Here is a 19303-nt window from a genome sequence, read left to right as displayed (position 1 = left end):
GTTCTTCACATGCAACCTTCACATGCAACCCTGCCAACTTTACCTGTGCGCCGGGCTAGCACGTAGGATATGCCGCATGACTTTTCTACGCCCTGCTCGCCTGCACTGCGTCGTTGCCTACCTAGAGATGTTCACGTGGGCATTCCTTATTTTCTCTATGGTTTTGAAGTACTCCGGCGTGACGGAGGCTTTAACTCCTATCGCGGGCGGTATCCACGGCTTTGGTTTCCTCTGCTTCATCGTCGTGGGCGTCATGGTGTGGATCAACAACAAGTGGTCCTTTGGCCTGGGCATGTTGGGGCTAATCGTTTCGGTCATACCTTTTGCCGCGCTCCCGTTTGCGCTATGGGCGGACAAGCACGATAAGTTCCTGCCGCATTGGCGCTTTAACGATTCTGAGCAGCCACATGGTCTTGCCGAGCAACTTTTGGCCCAGGTAGTGCGCTTCCCAGTGCGCACTCTGAGCGTGTTCGTCGTAATCATTGCGCTGGTCTTTGGCGTTCTGCTGATGCTCGGGCCACCCGTCGATGTCGAATCCACTATCGAGTCGAACATCTAATAGCATCACTTAGGTGAAAATTTTTCGTTCCGTTCCAGCAGTATGGACTGGCTGGATTTGTTTCCGGCTTATCCTCATCGGACTACTGCAATGGAACAACGTCCCGCTAGGAGATATCTCCTATTACTTCTCCGGGCGTTTTGGGGCGAACTCCTCGGATATGACCGAGTACCCGCACCCTGGCACGTGGCCTTCGATTCTCGTCGGCTGGTTGAGTGGCCCGAATCAGACCAGCTTTACCGTTATTTTTACAGGGCTGTGCCTGCTTGTCGACGCCGCTTTCCTCATGGTCTTGCTTCACGGCTGGCGCCGCAAGCCGCAGGCCTTCGTCGCCGCATGGTTTTGGGTTGTCTTTGGAACCGCAGTGGGTCAGGTCTTTGTCTGGCGCCTCGATATTTTTCCGGCTCTGGCAGTTGCTGCCGCAGGAGTGCTTCTTGGCCGCAACTCGCGGCTTGCGGCGGCGCTGCTTGGCCTTGCCACCACAATGAAGCTGTGGCCGGGCGTGCTCGCCGCAGGCCTGGTTGGCCGCTTCAATGCCCGTGCGACTTGGCAGCGCCTTAGCGCGTTCTTCGCTTCCATCGTGGGCATTTGTCTGCTCGTCATCGCCTTCAATGACGTCGAGCGCCTTATCTCCCCGCTGCGCTACCAAGAGGTGCGCGGACTGCAGGTGGAATCGATCCCTGCAACGCTTCCAGTATTTGCCTCGCATCTTTTCCCGGACACTTGGTCCATCGGCTACGCTGCCTCCAAGAGTTATGAAATCACCGGCCCTTGGGATAGCGAACTCTTAGTTCTTAGCAACGTTTTGACCTTGGCGATGCTGTTTTTCGCCCTCGGCTTCGCACTCATGCGCTTCCGCAACGGCAACTGGGGTGCACGCAGCACGCTGGCCTTTTTCATCACGATGATCTGCCTGCTATTTATCAGCAACAAGGTCTTTTCCACCCAGTACATCACCTGGCTCGGCCCAATCTTGGCGGTAGCGCTCAAGGATACCTGGCCGCATGCCTCATCAGTTGCGCATCAACATATCGACGAAAAAGTAGGCACAGTGCTGCGCAACCTCGCACTGTGCACGCTTGCTGCGGCGGCACTGGGCACACTGGTCTACCCGTTCAACTATGACGCGTTGCTCTACGCGGGCCGCGGCGGCCTCTTCCCTGCCTTCTTGTTGCTGGCGCGCAACGTGCTCATCCTCGTGATGACAGGCCTTGCTTTCTCTTGGCTGCGCTTGGAGCTCAAGCGCGAAAATACTAGCTCTACCAAGCAAGCAGCTCAGTAGCAGGAACTACTCAGTAATCCGTAGCTGGCTGATCTCGAAGAACTCCGGCAGCGGTGCCGTACCTCCCAGGCGGAAGATGCGCACAAGGGGGCGTAGGCGTAGCGAGCGGGTATCGCTGACCGCTTCGTTGTAAAAGCGATGAGCAAGGTGGATGCGCCCCTCGGCGTCGGCAAGCAATGCGGGACGCTCAGCAAAGCGCTCGTTGACCGCGATAGACAGCGCCCGCTCGTGGGCCGAACGCGTCTCAAAATGGCCCTGGGCAAGCTCGCTCGACTCCGCGCGGGAGGCAACCTCCTCCAGCTCCGGCGCTAGCGCTGCCACGACGGCGGCGCGGCGGTCAAGGGTGGCCTCCAGCTGCACCAAAGCCGCATCCGTGCGGATGTGCAGCGAGTTCAGCCGCTGCGCGGTGAAATAGGCCCACATCAAGATGAGCACGAGCGCGACGATCGCGATAACCAGTTCTACTGCCATAGTCTTTTCCTGCTCTTAAATCCGATGTAGATAAAGGGCGGCAACGCCCGCTGCTACTTGGTGCGGACCTTAGTTCCGTCCTGCACGGTCTCATAAACCTGCATCACGGCAGCGGCCACGTGGTCCCAATCGTAGGTGCGAGCGCGCTGGGTACCGGCTTCAATTAAAGCATTGCGCTTGTCTTCGTCCTGCAGCACAAGGTTGAGCACCCGCGCCAGATCACGGGCATCCTCGTTGCGGAACAACGCACCGGCGGGGGTCTCAGAATCTGCGTCGCAAACGGCCGCAAACGCCTCAAGATCGGAAGCTACCACCGCGCAGCCTGCGGCCATGGCCTCTACCAAGACGATGCCGAAGCTTTCGCCGCCGGTGTTAGGAGCGACGTAGATGTCGGCTCGACCGAGGATCTCCGCCTTTTCCACATCGCTCACGCGGCCAACGAAGTCCACGCCCTCGACCTCTCGCGGGCGGCCGCCGCCCATGACGGTGACCTTGACGTCCGTCTCCACCATCGTGAGGGCTTCCAGCAGGATATCCAGGCCCTTGCGTGGCTCGTCGAGACGCCCCAAGAATACAATCTCGGGCACCTTCTGCCCGGATTGGCCTGGCTGCCCTTCTTGGTCACGATCCGCCGCGACACGCTTGCGGGCCGCCGCGTACACGGAGGTATCCACGCCATTCGGAATAAGTACTGGGTCGCCGCCTAGCTGTTCTACCTGCCAGCGGCGGGCCATCTCTGAGACGGCAATGCCGCCGCGCACCTTCTCCAGCATTGGCGTGAGGAAAGGCTTGGCCAGCTTCAGCACGAGCGAGCTAGAAGCCGAGGCGTGGTAGGTCGCGACGATAGGACCTTTGGCTTGTGCCAGCGCCACCATGGAGTAGCTCGGCGAGTTCGGCTCGTGGATGTGCAGCACGTCGAAGTTGCCGCGTTCAATGAACTTCTTGACGTTGCGCTTTACCTGCGGGCCTACGGACAAGCGGGCCACGGAGCCGTTGTAGGTAATCGGAATCGCGCGCCCGCCCTTCATGACAAAGCTCGGCAGCTGTGTCTCCGGCGCTACCGGGCCAAGGACCTCCACGTGGTGGCCTTGCTCGATAAAGACGGTGGCCAAATCCAGGATGTGGGCTTGCACGCCGCCTGGCTCGTCAAAGGAATACGGGCATACGATTCCGATACGCACTACTACCTACTTCCTTACTTTTTACCGTTATCTTCGAGCTTTTCTTGGGACGTACGCTTGTCCTTGGCTGCGCGGCGTGCAGCGCGATCGGCCGCGCGGCGTTTAACGTCTACATTCCACTGCGGCTGCAGCATATGCCAGTCCGCCGGGTGGGCCTTGATGTTTGCGGCGAAGCCATCGGCCAGGCGTTGGGTGGTCTCCTGCACATTGGTGACCTCCACCTGCGGGCTGACGGAAAGGCCCCAGCCTTCATCCTCGAACCAGGAGTGGACCACGTGCAATGCTGCCCCGGTTTCCATGGCCAAGCGGGCCGGTCCGGCAGCCATGTTGGCTTCCTCGCCCATGAAGTCGACCGTGACGCCAGTGCGAGTGAGGTCGCGCTCGGCCAACAGGCAGACCACACCACCTGCTTCCAAGACTTCCTTGAGTCGGCCAAAAGGTGAGGTCTTCTCTCCTGTCAGAGCGAGAACCTCAAAGCCTAGGGACTCGCGGAAGTCCACGAAGGCGTCGAAAAGCACCTCCGGCTTGAGCCTTTCTGCAACCGTTGTGAATTGGCCATAGTGGCCCACCAGAAACACCCCGGCCATGTCCCAGTTACCAGTGTGTGGAAGCGCGAGGATGACGCCTTTGCCGCGGGCCACGGACTCGTCGAAGTTCTCTAAGCCCTGCAAACCGGAAAGCAGCTTGGCGTGCAGATCCGGGTCCTGATGGATCGACGGCAGGCAGAATGCCTCCCGCCAGTAGCGCATATAGGAACGCATAGAATTGCGCACCAACTCGCGCGTGACGTTTTCTGGGCCCACCACTCGCGCTAAGTTTTGGCGCAATTGCTCCATGCCTCGGCCATCATCGCTGGCGCGGTCTGCACCCCAGTCAAAAAGGCGCTTGGCCCACTTCTCCGGCAACAAACGCACCAGCCGCCAACCGGCTAAGTAGCCGGCGGCAGCCAGTTGTTCGCGGTTTAGTCCAGGAACAAGGGCCATGGGCGTTAATCCTTAAAGATCTGGGGTGAAGCGGGCCTTCGTGTCCTGGCGGGCGGCCTGGACCATGCGCTGAATGATGGTAAAAATGGAACCGAATACAAGGATCCACAGGGCAATCTCGATGGCGCCGGGAACGCCCAGGCCCTCCAAGCCGATGCCGCCGAGGCCGATGATGAGGCGCTCTGGGCGCTCGATCAGACCGCCGACCATCTTGAAGCCAGAAGCCTCGCCGCGGGCCTTGATATAGGAAATGACCTGCGAAGAAACCAGCACGATGAGGCAGGCCACCACGTGGATGGGGCGAGCGTTATCGACGTAGACCAGCCAGTACAAGATGGCAGCAAACAGGGCGCCGTCGGTGATGCGATCACAGGAGGCGTCGAGAGTCGCGCCAAACTTGGACCCGCCCGTGGTCATGCGCGCCATCGTGCCGTCAAGCATGTCGAAGGCCGCAAAGAGACCAGAGAGCACCGCTGCCGCGAACAGGTGATCCAGAGGAATGCAGACGACTGCGATAGCAATGGTGACAAGAGTGCCGACGATGGTGACCATGTTGGGGGTCAGCCCCATCTTCAGAAACAGCTTTGCCACGGGTTCCACGACGACTGCCGCTGGCTTTCGCCCGTGAACGCTAAGCATGCGAATCCTCCTCATCGATCTCCCGCCAGCCTTGGGCCAAAAGGGCGCGAGTCTCTTGTAATAACTGAGGCAACACTTTAGTGCCCTCCAAGACAGTCATAAAGTTGCTGTCACCGGCCCACCGGGGAACCACATGCAAATGTAAGTGATCTCCCACGGAACCGCCAGACGCCTTGCCCAGGTTGAAGCCCACGTTGATTGCTTCCGGCTTGGACACGCGCTTTAAAACACGTACCGCCTTTTGGGCGAAGGCCATCAGCTCGTGGGATTCCTCTAGAGTCAAGTTCTCCAGCTGGGATTCCTTGCGATAAGGCACCACCATTAAATGTCCCGAGTTATAGGGAAAAAGGTTCAGCAAAGCGTAGACATACTCGCCCCGGGCAATAATCAGCCCGTCCTCATCGCTGCCCTTGGGAGCCTCAACGAAGGGGTCCTTCGAACGCTTCGAGATATACGCCATTCGGTAGGGAGCCCACAGCCGCTCAAGGCGGTCTGGTTCCCCTGCCCCGGAATCGACGTATTGCTCGTTAGCGTCGTGCACTGATCAACTCTTCGTTCGGCTGTTCGTTGATGCGCTCAGCAACCCATGCGGCGATGAGCTCGATAGCCTCATCCACCGGCACGCCGTTGACCTGCGAACCGTCCAGGAAGCGGAAGGAGACGGCGTTGGCGTCGACGTCGCGCTCGCCGGCGAGCAGCATGAAAGGCACCTTGCCGGTGGTGTGGTTGCGGATCTTCTTCTGCATGCGGTCGTCAGAGGTATCCACATCGGCACGGATGCCGCGCTTGCGCAGCTTCGCAGCGATGGCCTCGAGGTGCGGCGAGAATTCGTCAGCGACCGGAATGCCCACGACCTGGTGCGGAGCCAGCCATGCCGGGAAGGCACCCGCGTAGTGCTCGAGAAGCACGCCAAAGAAACGCTCGATGGAGCCGAACAGCGCGCGGTGAATCATGATCGGACGCTGCTTGGTGCCGTCGGACGCGGTGTACTCCAGCTCGAAGCGCTCCGGCAGGTTGAAATCTAGCTGAACCGTGGACATCTGCCAGGTACGACCGATGGCATCGCGTGCCTGAACGGAAATCTTCGGGCCGTAGAAAGCTGCACCAGCTGGGTCCGGAACCAGCTCGAGGCCGGACTTTTCAGCAACGGACTGCAGGATGGAAGTAGAGCGCTCCCAAATCTCATCGGAGCCCACGTACTTGTTCGGATCCTTAGTGGACAGCTCCAGATAGAAGTCATCCAAGCCATAATCCTTGAGCAAGGAGATGATGAAGTCCAAGACCTTGGTCAGCTCATCTTCCAGCTGCTCCGGGGTGCAGTAGATGTGGGAGTCATCCTGGGTAAAGCCGCGCGCACGCGTGAGACCGTGGATAACGCCGGACTTCTCGTAGCGGTAGACCGTACCGAACTCGAACAGGCGCAGCGGAAGCTCGCGGTAGGAACGGCCACGGGATGCGAAGATGAGGTTGTGCATCGGGCAGTTCATCGGCTTCGCGTAGTAATCCTGCGGTTGCTTGGTGCAGTTGCCGTCCTCGTCGTACTCACCATCGAGCTGCATCGGCGGGAACATACCGTCGGCGTAGAAGTCCAGGTGGCCGGACTTCTTGAACAGGTCGCCCTTGGTCAGGTGCGGGGTGGAAACAAAGGAGTAGCCGTCCTGGATGTGGCGACGACGGGAGTGTTCTTCCATCTCCATGCGCACAACGGCGCCGTTGGGGTGGAAGACCGGGAAGCCGGAGCCAATCTCGTCCGGGAAGGAGAAAAGGTCAAGCTCCTGGCCCAGACGGCGGTGATCGCGCTTCTCAGCCTCAGCGATCATGTGCTGGTAGGCCTCGAGGGCCTCCTTGGACTCGAAAGCCGTGCCGTAGATGCGCTGCAAGCCAGCCTTTGACTGGTCACCGCGCCAGTAAGCAGCCGAAGAACGGGTCAGAGTGAAAGCCGGGATGTACTTGGTGGTTGGCAGGTGCGGGCCACGGCACAGGTCAAACCATTCGACCTCGCCGGTACGCGGGTTGATGTTGTCGTAGTGCGTGAGATCGCCTGCGCCCACCTCTGCTGCTTCATCAGAATCTGGGTCGACGTTGCCCTTGTCCTGAATGAGTTCGAGCTTGAAGGGCTCGTCGGCAAGTGCGGCCTCTGCCTCTTCGTTGGAAGAGTAAACGCGACGCTCAAAGCGCTGGCCAGTCTTGATGATCTTCTTCATGCGCTTCTCGATGGCCTTCAGCGCTTCAGGGGTGAAGGGCTCATCGGTCTGAAAGTCGAAGTAGAAGCCGTTCTCGATGGCCGGACCGATGCCCAACTTGGTGCCAGGGAACTCGGCCTGCACAGCCTGTGCCATCACGTGTGCGGTGGAGTGGCGGATGACGGCGCGGCCGTCCTCCTCGCTAGCCGCGACAGGAGTGAACTCTGCGTCGACCGCCGGGGTGTGCGAAAGGTCGTAGAGCACTCCATCGGTGCCGCGAACGACGACGACAGCCTCGGGCCCCTTGTTGGGGAGCTCAAGCTCTCGCATCGCTGCGCCTACTGCAGTGCCAGCAGGCACCTTAAAAGGCTCATAGTTCACTGGTACAGCTGGAATCATTTCCGCCATGACTAGTTGCGCTCCTTATGCGCTCACGCTTCGATCGACATACCTGGCCGACCAAAGCTAATTCAAGAGTTACAGCGTGAAAGTCTACCCTGCCTAGGTCTCAAGCAACGATTCGCCCCAGTACGACCCGCCTGAGGTTCCGGCAGGTACGTAATACATGGCGGAGCCGATGTGTGTAATCCATGTATTGAGCTGATCCTGCTCATCAAGGCGAGCCTGGATGGGCTCGAATTGCTTGGTTGGATCCTTCTGGAAGCAGATGAAAATCTGGCCGGCGTTGCTCAACTCGCCCGAGTTATCTGGCGATGGTGCCAAGTTGAAGTTGAAAGGTCGGCGCAGAATCTTCTGCTCTGGGTGGTCTTTTGGCGGATGGGCGCGGGCGACGTGCGAGGACGGATCGATGGCTTTCAATCCAAAGGAGTCGCGGGCTTCAAGGTCTACTGGGTCGAATTCATCTGTTCCGTGCATTGGCGCACCGGTGTCGAGCTTGCGACCAGTGGATGCCTCACGCGCGGCACGATCGAGTTCTTCCCAGGTGTCAAGGTTCATGTGGATGCGACGGACCACCATGGCGGTTCCGCCGGCGAAACGACCTTCGTCGATCCAGACTTGGTCCATGAATTCCTCGTGCGTATGAGGATTCACCGTGCCGTCTTTCTGCCCAAAGAGATTACGGGCAGTCTCCCCTTTTGCAGCCGAACCATTGGCGTGGCCAAAGCCCTGCTGTACCCAAGCTGTTTCCGCATAGCTTGAGCTAGCTCGAGTCATGTGCCGCATTACGAATGCGGTGGTTAAGGGATCATCACTGCAAATCTGCAGAACCACGTCGGTCTGGCCCCACTCCGGACGGAGCTTATCGCGGCTGTATTTACGAACATCGCCCAGCCATTCAGGCTTTTCGGCCCCTGTCTTGGCGAAGAAGCCTTCGCCCCAGCCGCACGTGATGGTGAGGCTGGCCGGTGTCTGAGTCAGCTCGGTTTCGAGGCTGCCGACTGGATTTTCAGCCGTACACAGGCGGCGTGCGTCCTCAGTCCACAAACGCATGAGCGCCTTAGCACCTCGTGCGGTGGTCTTCGTTTTGAGGTTGAAACCCACTAAGGCTACATGCGCCTGAGGTGGGGTCTCAATGCCTGCTTGGTGCTCACCGTCGAAGGCCACGATGTCATCGCCCATGATGGGGGCGGCGTCGGGCGCGGCGTCTTGTCCAGCAGACTCACTGCCCTCCGCGCAGCCCGCCACTACCAGCGCGCTCGCCGCTACAGCGCCACCCACAAGAAGTCCGCGGCGGCTGAGCGCAAGCGCCACATCACCCGATTGCGGTGGCAAGGAGGCTGGGCTGCCTGCCGTCTCGCTGGGGGTGAAGGATGCGGTGATTGGGGTAGATTCTGCAGACATCGTGATGTTTCCTCCTAAAACGGTATGCCTCGACGGTGGACCTTCTAGCGATGCTCTTAGTGAGCGTGCTTTGCTTCGCTAGTGTTAGCCGCCTCGCTCATGTGATCGCCGTGCATGTGCTCGCCACTCATCCCAGAACCGTGAGCATGGCCGTGCTGATGACCGGACATGTCACCGTAGTTCTCATCACCAGCGCCAATTTCTCGAACCGGCAGCTCCCCTAGCTCAACCTTGGAGCCGTCAGAAAGCAACAGAGTGACCTCAACCTTCTCGCCGGCCATGACTGGTTCTTTAACGCCCATGAGCATCAGGTGCTCACCACCTGGCTTCAACTCAGCAGACTCACCAGCTGCAATCTTGAGGCCGCCGCTCTTTTCCCGCATGACGCCATCTACGACCTCATGGATCTGGTACATGTCAGCCTCAATCGAGGAAGTAAAACCGGTCACGGTGATGTCCTTATCAGAACCGTTGTGGATGCTGCCGAAGATAGCCGTCATGTCAGAATCCTCAGCCATCGCGCGAACGACACCGTCATGGATATGAATGTCGCCAGCTTCCGCGTGCTTAGATTCAGCACCAGAAGTCGCAGAGGAGGACGCAGCCGAGGTTGCCGCCGTGGACTCTTGCGAGGAGGAAGCGGTGGAATCTTGCTCACTGTTCGAGCAACCAGCCAAAGCCAAAGCACTTACGGCAACGGCAGACAAAACAAACTTGCGGGTCTTCATTAAAAATCCTTCTATATCTAGGAGTTGAGATCGTTGCTACGGCGCATCTTCGCACCTGCCATGATGACGGCCGCTACCACGGCAAAGAGGGCTACTGCGGCGAGAGCCCACTTAGCAGCGGATGGCAGACCACTTGGGTCTGCGGCATCGGCTGCATCGGCGGCAGACGAGGATTCAGCTACCTCATTGCTGCCTGCCTCACCAGCCACAGTGAAAGGTACTGAGCCGCGAGTAGCGTGACCATCAGAAGAAGTTATTTGGAAACCAACCTGGTACTCGCCCGGTCCTGGTTTAACGTCTTCGGGCACCTCGACCGTGAGTTCACGGTCATTGAGGGTCGGCTCGGCGTCGAAAAGCACAGCTCCGGTTTTAGTGTTGGTAACGGCAAAGGTATTGAAACCTTCTTTAGGTACCGCCGAGAATTCCAAAGTGATTTCCTGTGGAAACTCCTCAAGAGGAGCATCGTTCACGACGTTGCCGCCGATGACCGAGTCATGCGCGAGCGCGCTCGGAGCGGTCAGAGCCACCATCGATGCCGCAGCACTTGCAGCAAAAATACGGGCTGAACGGCGAAAATGCATGAAAGCCTCCTCTTAAGGCGGGGTGCGAACTATCGATCACATGCTATAGCCGCCGCACTCGCAGTAGTTAATTTCGCGCTTTGGTCAATGGGCGAGAGCAAAGCCTCGGTTGTGGAGGCCGTGGCTCTTTTCACCAAGTAAACCGCGCAGCAAAATTATTCAGCTTTAGCGACAGCTGCATAGTAGTCGCAGGCTTCCTCGGTTAAGTTCCCCCAACTATTGAAAATGTGTCCCATCACACGATCCGCAGCCTATATTCCCCTTATAAGGGCTTAGGACTAAGGACTAAGTAACAGACACTAGGAGGGATCAAAAAGAAGCCTTCCTGCGCAATGCATGGAAGGCTTCCAGTGGAGCGGATGACGAGACTCGAACTCGCGACCCTCACCTTGGCAAGGTGATGCGCTACCAACTGCGCTACATCCGCATTTGGGATCCTTATCGGACCCCACTAGGTGCTTTAAGCACCTAGTGCGCGATACTGGGATTGAACCAGTGACCTCTTCCGTGTCAGGGAAGCGCTCTCCCGCTGAGCTAATCGCGCTCAACGCGCATAAACGCGTCAAAAAATTGAGGTGGAAACGGGAATCGAACCCGTGTGCACGGTTTTGCAGACCGTTGCCTCACCACTCGGCCATTCCACCGTGGCGATACCGCCTCACACACTAATGTGTTGGAGCGGATGACGAGACTCGAACTCGCGACCCTCACCTTGGCAAGGTGATGCGCTACCAACTGCGCTACATCCGCATTTGGGATCCTTATCGGACCCCACTAGGTGCTTTAAGCACCTAGTGCGCGATACTGGGATTGAACCAGTGACCTCTTCCGTGTCAGGGAAGCGCTCTCCCGCTGAGCTAATCGCGCTTATATTTCATTATCAACACGCTACTTGAACTAAGCCAAGAACGTCTTGGAGCGGATGACGAGACTCGAACTCGCGACCCTCACCTTGGCAAGGTGATGCGCTACCAACTGCGCTACATCCGCACTGCATTTCGGAAACCGTCTTAACAACTGATTGCCGTGGTGCGAGTAGAAACATTATCGCGCCCCGCGCGAGTTTCCAAATCCGCTGGATAATTACCTATTTTCCCACAGATTCTAGGCCGCTTTTCGATGCCGCGAATTACATGAAGGTAATTCACACCTGCACTGTCCAGCTCGACGGTTATCGAGGATGCCCGACTGAAACTGCAGGTGGCAGCCACTACCTCCAGGCGATTATGGTTTACGGCCAAACAAGGTGTAAATTCATCCTCACACCAAGGTCCTATAGCTCAGTGGGAGAGCGTTCCGTTCACACCGGAAAGGTCGCTGGTTCAATCCCAGCTAGGACCACCATTTCTCAGCCGGCGCCTTGCATAAATGCGCCGGCTTTTGCGCGTCAGTCCCCAAAAAACCCGACCTTGAGGTCCCTCCCTCCGCTAGGCTGAGCCCATGCACACCGATATTGACGTTTCCGCGCACCTTGGGCCCGACACCCCAGGCATTCGACTCATCGAGGTATCTACCCTGTCTGGTTCCGCGACAATTGATGGGACCTCCGATGCAATGGGGAACGCCACCGACGCCGCACTCTTCCAAGGGCTGCGCAAATGGGGCGACGTAGTTGTTGTGGGGGCGGGCACCGTCAAGGCCGAGGATTACGAGGGGTCGTCGCCTGGCGCGGCACGCATTGCAGTGATGAGCTATTCCCTGGACCTTAACGTTGAATCAAAGCTTTTCCAGGTGGGCACTCCTCCCCTTATTTTGACCCCCGATGAGAAGGTGGGAACTGCGGCGGCGCAAAGGCTCGAATCGGCAGGCGCAACGGTTCTTGGTACCGGTGATGGCTCAATCCAATCTGTGGTTGCCGCACTTCATGCACAAGGCTGGACGCGCATTGTCTGCGAAGGCGGCCCGGGCGTCTACTCCGCCTTCATTGCCGCAGGATTAGTAGACAAGCTCTATCTCACACTAGATCCGCACCTGACATCCTCTGTAGCGCAGCCTCTAGTTTATGCGCGCGACGAGGAAACTGCGCAGGCCCCTGCACTTTCGCTTGAGCTTGAGAACGTCGCGGCGGACGCGGACGGCACGGTGTTTCTGCGCTATGCCCATCGCGGCTACCCGTAAACTGCATGACGTGAGTTCTCAGAGTCCTGCCACTATCGACGCCGCCGCTTTGCCGCCCCACGCGCGTTCAGGGCACATCTTGACGATCGCCGCGTGGCCGCTGGCTCTGCTGTTAATAGTGCACCGGGTCTTCGTCGTGGCCCTCAACGGAACGCCGACAGATGACTTCACCACGGTGTTTAATGCCGTCCGGCGTTTCCTTGATGGCCAGCCTGTCTACGACCAGGCATACAATCACGTTGACCCGCTCTACCTGTACAACCCCGGTGCTACGCTACTGCTTTCCCCTCTGGGCATGGCCGATTTCTCGCTTACCCGTGGGGCTTTCATTTGCGCCAACGCTCTGGCGATTTGCGCGGCGCTTGCGATTCTCACGACTGTAGTTGGGTACTCGCTCCGCGGCCCTGTGTTTCCAGTCGCCCTCGTCGCCGCATTCGCGACTGAAGCCGTAATCAACACCCTGGCTTTTACCAATATCAATGGCCTGCTTTTGTTGGCGTTGAGCGTGTTCCTCTGGGGTATCTTGCAATCGCGACGCGGTCCACGAGTTGCAGCGGGCATAGCTATTGGCTTGGCCATCCTTATCAAGCCGCAATTTGCGCCATTACTGTTCTTGCCGCTGGTCAAGAAGGACTGGATCAACATCGCTGGCGGCGTCGCTGTGCCCGTGCTTTTCAATGCCATCGCTTGGCCACTTGTCCCAGGCGCCAGTGGCTACCTTGATAACCTCGTGCCCTACCTCGGCACCACCCGTGACTACGCCAATGCCTCGTGGCCTGGCGTACAGGCATACTTTGGCCTGTCTCCTACTGCGTATTACCCTTTGTGGATCGCGCTTGGAGTGTGCACGGCTCTGAGTATCTTGGGACTGCTTAAGTGGAGGGAGTCGGAGCCGGTATTCTGGGCCCTTACGACCTCGGGCGCCATCATGGTGGGCATTTTCTTTCTGTCTTCTTTGGGTCAGCAGTACTACTCGATGTGGCTATTTCCCATGCTGTTTACGGTCCTCCTCCCCCGCTCTGTGTTCCATACTTGGGGCGCTTGGGCTGCTGCGTTCTTCTTCTTGGCGCCTGTGGAATGGAGCTCAACACACTGGCCAGTCGCAGGCAGCTGGATGACCGTGTTCACCGCAACCATTGGTTGGGGGCTTCTCATCGTGGTGACCGCAGCTTCGACTATCGGCTGGTGGCGTGAGCCAAAGGTTAAGCGCTAAACTTTTGCCATGACTGATTTCAAGCTCATCGCCGATACTGAATGGCGCAATCGCCTCACCGACGAGGAATACTACGTGCTTCGACAAGCGGGCACTGAGCCGCCGCATGTAGGCGAATACACCAATACCACCACCGAGGGCGTGTACTCATGCAAGGCCTGCGGCACGGAGCTTTTCCGCTCGACGGAGAAGTTTGAGTCGCACTGCGGCTGGCCTTCCTTCTTCTCCCCTCTCGCGGGCGACAAGATCATTGAACGCGTCGATAACTCCCTGGGCATGACCCGCACCGAGGTCCTGTGCGCCAATTGCGAGTCCCACCTGGGCCACGTCTTTGCCGGCGAGGGCTATGACACCCCGACCGACCTGCGCTACTGCATCAACTCGATATGCCTCACCCTTGAGGAGAAGCCAGTCGGCGAATAGCGCACTGCAAGGTTGCGCCCACCAATCACAACCACAAAATCCGCTTTCTTCCCCCGATACTGTCCGGGAAGAAAGCGGATTTTTCTCAGCTTAGAGTGTGGCTCTCGCGGCCAACGCCTTAAGGAAGAACCGCGATGAGCTCAGCAACATCCTTGACACGGCGGCCGGTATGGAAAGGAATCTCCTCACGCACGTAGTGGCGAGCCTCGGTGTAGCGCATCAGGTACATCAGGTCCACGATGCGGTGCAGCTCTGGCGCCTCGAAGGCGAGGATCCACTCGTAGTCACCCAGCGCGAAGGAAGGAACCGTGTTAGCGCGAACGTCAGGGTAGTCGCGTGCCTGCATGCCATGCTCCATCAGAATGCGGCGACGCTTTTCCTCATCCATGGTGTACCAATCGTAGGAACGCACGAATGGGTAGACCGCGATCCAATCACCAGGTTCCTCACCCATGATGAAGGAAGGCAGGTGGGACTTGTTGAACTCCGCTGGGCGGTGCAGTGCATTACCTACCCAAGTGACCTCAGAGACCTGGCCCAGGGTGGTCTCACGACGGAAGTCAGCAAATGCCTTCTGGATGTCTGCGAATTCCTCCGCGTGCCACCAAATCATAAAGTCTGCAGAGTCACGCATGCCGGAGAGATCGTAGATACCTCGGACGGTGAGCTTGCCCTCTTCCTCGAGATTCTTGAAGAACTCCTGCGCTTGGGTAACAATCTCCGCGCGCTCCGTGCCCAGCGCACCCGGGATTACCTTGAATACCGCATGCTGGGAGTACTGCTGCATAGAGTTGAGCTCTTGGAAATTAACCTTCGCCATGGTGGACATTCTCCTTTGAAAATGGATGCGATTCGCGCTCTCTTTATGGGGCGAGACCCCAAAGAGAACTAGATACCCATCCATCATAAGTTGGATAAAGCCCTATTTCCATCTTTCCCTCAGTTAGTAGCTGAAACATAGCCAACTTCCCTGCAAAAATTGCCTGCCAGCCCATCCCGCTACGGCGCGCCTTCGCCCTCTACCGGCTGGAAAACTATAGCTTGAACGACGTGAGCAATTCCGACGTAACTTCGAGCAACCTTGCAGGCGCACCGACAAGCCTGCACGAGCACGCCGCCGCCAAAGCTTCTTCCGCATCTGAAGCGGACACCACCCCGGCAGTATTCAACGCCGCCGTTGAGTCCATGCATGCGGCTCGCCTTCGCCCCGAAATCACGCTGGGAACAATCCGCCCACCACAGCGCCTCGCTCCGTACAGCCACGCCATCGGACTAGAAGTTGGCGACGCACAAGATTCGGACGTCGATATTGTCCCTACTGACAGCGACGGCGATGCTTTTGGCCGACTCATTCTCCTCCATGATCCCGGCGCCGAGGAGGCCTGGGAAGGCGCTATGCGCCTGGTGGCTTATATCCAGGCCGACATGGATGACGCAGTAGCGGGCGATCCGCTGCTTCCCGACGTCGCGTGGGAATGGCTGAACGAGGCCATGGAGTCCAACGGTGCAACACACACCAACCTCGGCGGTACGGTGACCTCCACGGCTTCCGTACTCTTTGGCGAAATCGGCGGCCCGCCCCGCGCATACCAGCTCGAGATGCGTGCTTCCTGGACTGCTGAAGGCCTAGACCTAGCACCTCATGTCGAGGCTTTCGCACAGGTCCTGGCCAACGTGGCTGGCCTTCCACCTGAGGGTGTCACGGAGCTGAGCCGCTAAACGCTTTTCTCCCCCGGAGCTTGACTGCAGCTGCGCACATTTGCGCCACATAGGCACCTTGGTTATCGCCGTGGTGCCCATTGCCTTGTAGGCTGCAATCATGACTGAATTGCGGACCCAACCTCAAGACGGAATTCCCGAGGTACTTCGTAGCCCGGCAGAATTTGCCAGCGCTACCACCGCCCTCAGCGCGGGCACGGGTCCGTTTGCAATCGACACTGAGCGAGCATCCTCGTATCGCTTTGATGACCGCGCCTTTCTGATTCAAATCCGCCGCGCTGGCGCCGGTACCTTCCTCTTCGCCCCGGAAGGCAAGCGCAGCGAGTTGAGCGCCGCGCTAGCGCCCGTAATCAACGATCAGGATTGGGTCGTGCACGCAGCGCCCTCTGATCTTCCCAGTCTGGCGTGGCTCGGCCTGTATCCAGGAACCTTGTTCGACACGGAATTGGCCGCGCGCATGGCCGACTTCGCCCACCCCAACCTGGGCGCAATGATTCTTGAGCTTTTCGACGTCGAGCTTGAGAAAGGTTACGGCGATTCTGACTGGTCAGCGCCCAAGCTTTCCCCCAACCTTCGCGCCTATGCGGCTCTGGACGTCGAGTTGCTGCTCGAGCTGGCAGAGGCGCTGCGTGACATTCTGGCCGAAGAGGACAAACTAGATTGGGCCTATGAAGAATTCGCCGCGATGGTGGATGACTACGCAGGTGTCACCGAGCCAACCGAGCGAACCTGGCGCGGGTTGAAGGGGCTGTCCTCCCTGAGAACCGGCGAGCAATTAGCCGTAGCAAAGGCTCTGTGGACGCGCCGCGAGTCCATTGCCCGTTCCACAGATACCGCGCCGAATAGAGTTCTGCCGCACCGCGTGCTCATTGATATTGCACGGACACTGCCAGATTCACCGCAACAGTTTGCTCGCATCAAAGGTATTCCGAGGAAGCGTTCTGGCTCCGCGCTGCAGTGGTTTGATGTCGTGAACAAAGCCCGCGCACTCGACCCCCAGGATTGGCCGCGCCAGCAGCGAACGATCTCCCAGGTCCCGTCGAAGACTATCTGGGCTAAGGATTACCCGGAACTGTGGGAGGTTTTCCAAAACCTCCGCGAGGAGTGCGAGGACCTCGGCGACGAGGTCGCCATGCCCTGGGAACTCATCTTGAAACCAGCCACGCTCCGCGCAGTTGTATGGGCAGCTGGTTGTCCACCGAAAGCGAAAAAGCCTGGCTCCGTGGGCGGAATGATAAAAGGGCCACAGGATATCGCCCCCTTCCTGCGTGATGAAGGCGCCCGCGAATGGCAGATTGAGCTCCTCCAACCGATTCTGGAAGAAGGGCTCGTCTACGCCGGCTAAGCGGGGGGCTAGTTAGGCCTGTTCCACTTCGTCAGCCCTAATGCCACCAACCCACTCCTCGATGGCGTCGGCAATCGCGTCAGGTGTCAGGTTGTTTTCTTCCAGCACCTCACCGCGGCTTGCGTGATGCGGGAAGTAGTTGGCCACGCCCATGCGGCGCACCGGCGTATCTACCTCGGCGGCGTCGAGAGCCTCCGCGATCATGGAGCCAATACCGCCACGGATAATGCCGTCCTCAACCGTCACCACCAGGTCGTGGTCAGCGGCAAGGCCAACCAAAGACTGCGGAACCGGGACAACCCAGCGCGGATCAGCAACTGTCACGTTGTAGCCGCGTTCCTCCAGAAGCTGTGCTGCGTTCTTCGAGCGCGTGCTCATAGCGCCAATAGCAACAATCAAGACGTCGGGAGTCTCCGCGGCCGCGGGATCCGCGTCCTTCGCATCACGAGAATCGTTGTAGTGGATGATATCCACGCCATCGGCGAGCTGGTCTACTGCCTCGATATCGTCAAGCAGGTTGCCCTTCGGGAAGCGCACCACGGTGGGGCCGTCGTTGACCTCAATCGCCTCGTGGAAGAGCTCACGCAGACGCGCGCCGTCGCGAGGCGCAGCAATGCGCATGCCAGGAACGATGCTCATCAGCGCCATGTCCCACACACCGTTGTGCGAAGGGCCGTCGGAGCCGGTCACACCGGCACGGTCAAGGACGATAGTCACAGGCAGCTTCAGCAACGCGATGTCCATGATGACCTGGTCCACCGCGCGGTTGAGGAACGTGGAATAGATAGCCACGACAGGGTGCATTCCTGCCAACGCTAGACCGGAAGCAGACGTCATGGCGTGCTGCTCAGCGATACCGACGTCGAAGAAACGCTCAGGGAAACGCTCCTCGAACGGTGCCAGGCCTGTGGGGCCCGCCATAGCAGCAGTAATCGCCACAATGTCATCACGCTGCTGCCCAGCCTTGATGAGTTCCTCAGAAAAAGCAGCGGTCCAGCCAGGCTGCTTTTGCCCCTTGGCCACGCCCGTAACCGGGTCGATGGCGCCTGTGGAGTGCATCTGGTCTTTTGGCTCGTTGACGGCCGGCGCAAAGCCATGGCCCTTCTCCGTCACCGTGTGGACGATGATCGGGCCGTCATAATCGCGTGCATAGGACAACGCGCGCACAAGTGCATCAATGTCGTGACCGTTGATCGGGCCGACATACTTGATGCCAAGCTCCGGGAACATCTCCGTGGGCATCACGGTCGACTTCACGCCGTCCTTGATGGCATGGAGGGCGTCGAAAGTACGCTCGCCAACCCAACCCATTGACTTCAGGCGCTTCTTGCCCTGTGCCATGATCTCGTCGTATCCATGCTGCGCGCGGATGCGACCGAGGTTTTCAGAAAGACCACCGATGGTCGGCGAATAGGAACGGCCATTGTCGTTGACGATGATGACCGCATTGCGTTCTTTATCTGCCGAGATGTTGTTCAAGGCCTCCCAGCACATGCCACCGGTGAGGGCACCGTCGCCCACCACTGCCACAGCATTGCGGTGGGACTGGCCCTTAATCTTGAAAGCCTTAGACAAACCGTCGATCGTGGACAGCGCAGCCGAAGCATGCGAAGACTCAGTCCAGTCATGCTCGGATTCGCCGCGATCGGTGTAGCCAGAAAGACCGTCCTTTTGACGCAGGGTATCGAACTTACCCACACGCCCCGTAAGCATCTTGTGCACGTATGACTGGTGGGAGGTGTCGAAGACGATCGCATCACGCGGGGAATCAAACACCCGGTGCATAGCCACAGTAAGTTCCACCACGCCGAGATTGGGTCCGAGGTGACCACCGGTAACCGAAACCTTTTCAATCAGACGTTGACGAATTTCACCAGCCAACTGGGTCAGTTGAGCTGGGGAGAGAGCCTTCAAATCGCGAGGCGACGCAATGGAATCCAGAATGGTCATGGAGCGGCCTTCTTCTCCTTCTTGTCAGTTCTTGTTCTTTACTACCGTACCCGTTCGCGGTCCGCGGACGGCAATCCTTCTGAGACGAAGTTTCCTATTCTTCCCCAGATCTTGCCCGCGCCGCG

At 58.6% G+C, this 19303-nt stretch carries 18 protein-coding genes and 7 tRNA genes; 8 read left to right on the top strand and 17 right to left on the bottom strand.

Going from position 1 to position 19303, the window contains the following annotated elements; all coding sequences use genetic code 11:
• Nucleotides 1-76: 76 nt before the first annotated feature.
• Both I6I72_RS13040 and I6I72_RS13035 read left to right on the top strand, forming a co-directional pair.
• On the top strand, nt 77-559 hold the full coding sequence (locus I6I72_RS13040; protein ID WP_201807181.1) for a DUF3817 domain-containing protein: 483 nt from the start codon (nt 77-79) through the stop codon (nt 557-559).
• Between the two features lie 13 nt (nt 560-572).
• A complete protein-coding gene (locus I6I72_RS13035) occupies nt 573-1841 on the top strand; it encodes a DUF2029 domain-containing protein (RefSeq protein ID WP_201807177.1) in 1269 nt (422 codons plus the stop codon).
• A 6-nt stretch (nt 1842-1847) separates the two neighbouring features.
• Here the strand turns inward: I6I72_RS13035 and I6I72_RS13030 are convergent, their stop codons facing one another.
• The 15 genes from I6I72_RS13030 to I6I72_RS12960 form a co-directional block, all read right to left on the bottom strand.
• On the bottom strand, nt 1848-2312 hold the full coding sequence (locus I6I72_RS13030) for a hypothetical protein (RefSeq protein ID WP_046645370.1): 465 nt from the start codon (nt 2310-2312) through the stop codon (nt 1848-1850).
• A 53-nt stretch (nt 2313-2365) separates the two neighbouring features.
• Nucleotides 2366-3493 carry a glycosyltransferase family 4 protein gene (locus tag I6I72_RS13025; RefSeq protein WP_049192626.1) on the bottom strand — a complete coding sequence of 376 codons (1128 nt, stop codon included), beginning with the start codon at nt 3491-3493 and terminating at the stop codon, nt 2366-2368.
• A 14-nt stretch (nt 3494-3507) separates the two neighbouring features.
• On the bottom strand, nt 3508-4476 hold the full coding sequence (locus tag I6I72_RS13020; protein WP_049192627.1) for a phosphatidylinositol mannoside acyltransferase: 969 nt from the start codon (nt 4474-4476) through the stop codon (nt 3508-3510).
• Between the two features lie 12 nt (nt 4477-4488).
• Nucleotides 4489-5115, bottom strand: coding sequence for a phosphatidylinositol phosphate synthase (pgsA, locus tag I6I72_RS13015; RefSeq protein ID WP_005529197.1), 627 nt, complete (start codon nt 5113-5115; stop codon nt 4489-4491).
• A complete protein-coding gene (locus tag I6I72_RS13010) occupies nt 5108-5656 on the bottom strand; it encodes an HIT family protein (protein ID WP_005529196.1) in 549 nt (182 codons plus the stop codon). The genes pgsA and I6I72_RS13010 overlap by 8 nt, the downstream gene beginning before the upstream one ends.
• Nucleotides 5643-7706 carry a threonine--tRNA ligase gene (gene thrS, locus I6I72_RS13005; RefSeq protein WP_005529194.1) on the bottom strand — a complete coding sequence of 688 codons (2064 nt, stop codon included), beginning with the start codon at nt 7704-7706 and terminating at the stop codon, nt 5643-5645. The genes I6I72_RS13010 and thrS overlap by 14 nt, the downstream gene beginning before the upstream one ends.
• Nucleotides 7707-7799: 93 nt before the next feature.
• Complete coding sequence (locus tag I6I72_RS13000) at nt 7800-9101, bottom strand: Dyp-type peroxidase (protein ID WP_080548601.1); 1302 nt, start codon at nt 9099-9101, stop codon at nt 7800-7802.
• Nucleotides 9102-9157: 56 nt separating this feature from the next.
• Nucleotides 9158-9829: a copper chaperone PCu(A)C gene (locus tag I6I72_RS12995; RefSeq protein ID WP_049146477.1), complete on the bottom strand. Its 672-nt coding sequence runs from the start codon at nt 9827-9829 to the stop codon at nt 9158-9160.
• Between the two features lie 17 nt (nt 9830-9846).
• Nucleotides 9847-10410, bottom strand: coding sequence for a copper resistance CopC family protein (locus I6I72_RS12990; RefSeq protein WP_049146474.1), 564 nt, complete (start codon nt 10408-10410; stop codon nt 9847-9849).
• Between the two features lie 351 nt (nt 10411-10761).
• Nucleotides 10762-10837 (bottom strand) — tRNA-Gly (locus tag I6I72_RS12985).
• A 45-nt stretch (nt 10838-10882) separates the two neighbouring features.
• Nucleotides 10883-10954: transfer RNA gene (locus I6I72_RS12980), tRNA-Val, on the bottom strand.
• A gap of 29 nt (nt 10955-10983) precedes the next feature.
• Nucleotides 10984-11054: transfer RNA gene (locus I6I72_RS12975), tRNA-Cys, on the bottom strand.
• Between the two features lie 30 nt (nt 11055-11084).
• Nucleotides 11085-11160 (bottom strand) — tRNA-Gly (locus I6I72_RS12970).
• A 45-nt stretch (nt 11161-11205) separates the two neighbouring features.
• Nucleotides 11206-11277 (bottom strand) — tRNA-Val (locus I6I72_RS12965).
• A 47-nt stretch (nt 11278-11324) separates the two neighbouring features.
• A tRNA-Gly gene (locus tag I6I72_RS12960) sits at nt 11325-11400 on the bottom strand.
• A 279-nt stretch (nt 11401-11679) separates the two neighbouring features.
• On the opposite strand from I6I72_RS12960, the gene I6I72_RS12955 reads away from it, so the two are divergent.
• The 4 genes from I6I72_RS12955 (at nt 11680) to msrB (ending at nt 14164) form a co-directional block, all read left to right on the top strand.
• A tRNA-Val gene (locus tag I6I72_RS12955) sits at nt 11680-11754 on the top strand.
• 96 nt (nt 11755-11850) lie between these two features.
• Nucleotides 11851-12528, top strand: coding sequence for a dihydrofolate reductase family protein (locus I6I72_RS12950; protein WP_049151667.1), 678 nt, complete (start codon nt 11851-11853; stop codon nt 12526-12528).
• 10 nt (nt 12529-12538) lie between these two features.
• Complete coding sequence (locus I6I72_RS12945) at nt 12539-13741, top strand: glycosyltransferase family 87 protein (protein WP_236592640.1); 1203 nt, start codon at nt 12539-12541, stop codon at nt 13739-13741.
• A gap of 9 nt (nt 13742-13750) precedes the next feature.
• Nucleotides 13751-14164 carry a peptide-methionine (R)-S-oxide reductase MsrB gene (gene msrB, locus I6I72_RS12940; RefSeq protein ID WP_005529180.1) on the top strand — a complete coding sequence of 138 codons (414 nt, stop codon included), beginning with the start codon at nt 13751-13753 and terminating at the stop codon, nt 14162-14164.
• A 118-nt stretch (nt 14165-14282) separates the two neighbouring features.
• On the opposite strand, the gene hemQ is transcribed toward msrB, so the two are convergent.
• Complete coding sequence (gene hemQ / locus I6I72_RS12935; protein WP_046645424.1) at nt 14283-14984, bottom strand: hydrogen peroxide-dependent heme synthase; 702 nt, start codon at nt 14982-14984, stop codon at nt 14283-14285.
• A 281-nt stretch (nt 14985-15265) separates the two neighbouring features.
• On the opposite strand from hemQ, the gene I6I72_RS12930 reads away from it, so the two are divergent.
• Entirely contained in the window at nt 15266-15883 is a 618-nt protein-coding gene (locus tag I6I72_RS12930) for a DUF3000 domain-containing protein (protein ID WP_201807889.1), read from the top strand.
• 100 nt (nt 15884-15983) lie between these two features.
• Nucleotides 15984-17228 (top strand): HRDC domain-containing protein, encoded by a 1245-nt coding sequence (locus I6I72_RS12925; RefSeq protein WP_049145375.1) that lies wholly within the window; start codon nt 15984-15986, stop codon nt 17226-17228.
• A gap of 12 nt (nt 17229-17240) precedes the next feature.
• On the opposite strand, the gene dxs is transcribed toward I6I72_RS12925, so the two are convergent.
• Nucleotides 17241-19178 (bottom strand): 1-deoxy-D-xylulose-5-phosphate synthase, encoded by a 1938-nt coding sequence (gene dxs, locus I6I72_RS12920; protein ID WP_049145373.1) that lies wholly within the window; start codon nt 19176-19178, stop codon nt 17241-17243.
• Between the last annotated feature and the right edge of the window lie 125 nt (nt 19179-19303).

It is taken from the genome of Corynebacterium striatum, assembly GCF_016728105.1.
Lineage (GTDB): Bacteria > Actinomycetota > Actinomycetes > Mycobacteriales > Mycobacteriaceae > Corynebacterium > Corynebacterium striatum.
This window is presented reverse-complemented; position numbering and strand designations above follow the sequence as displayed.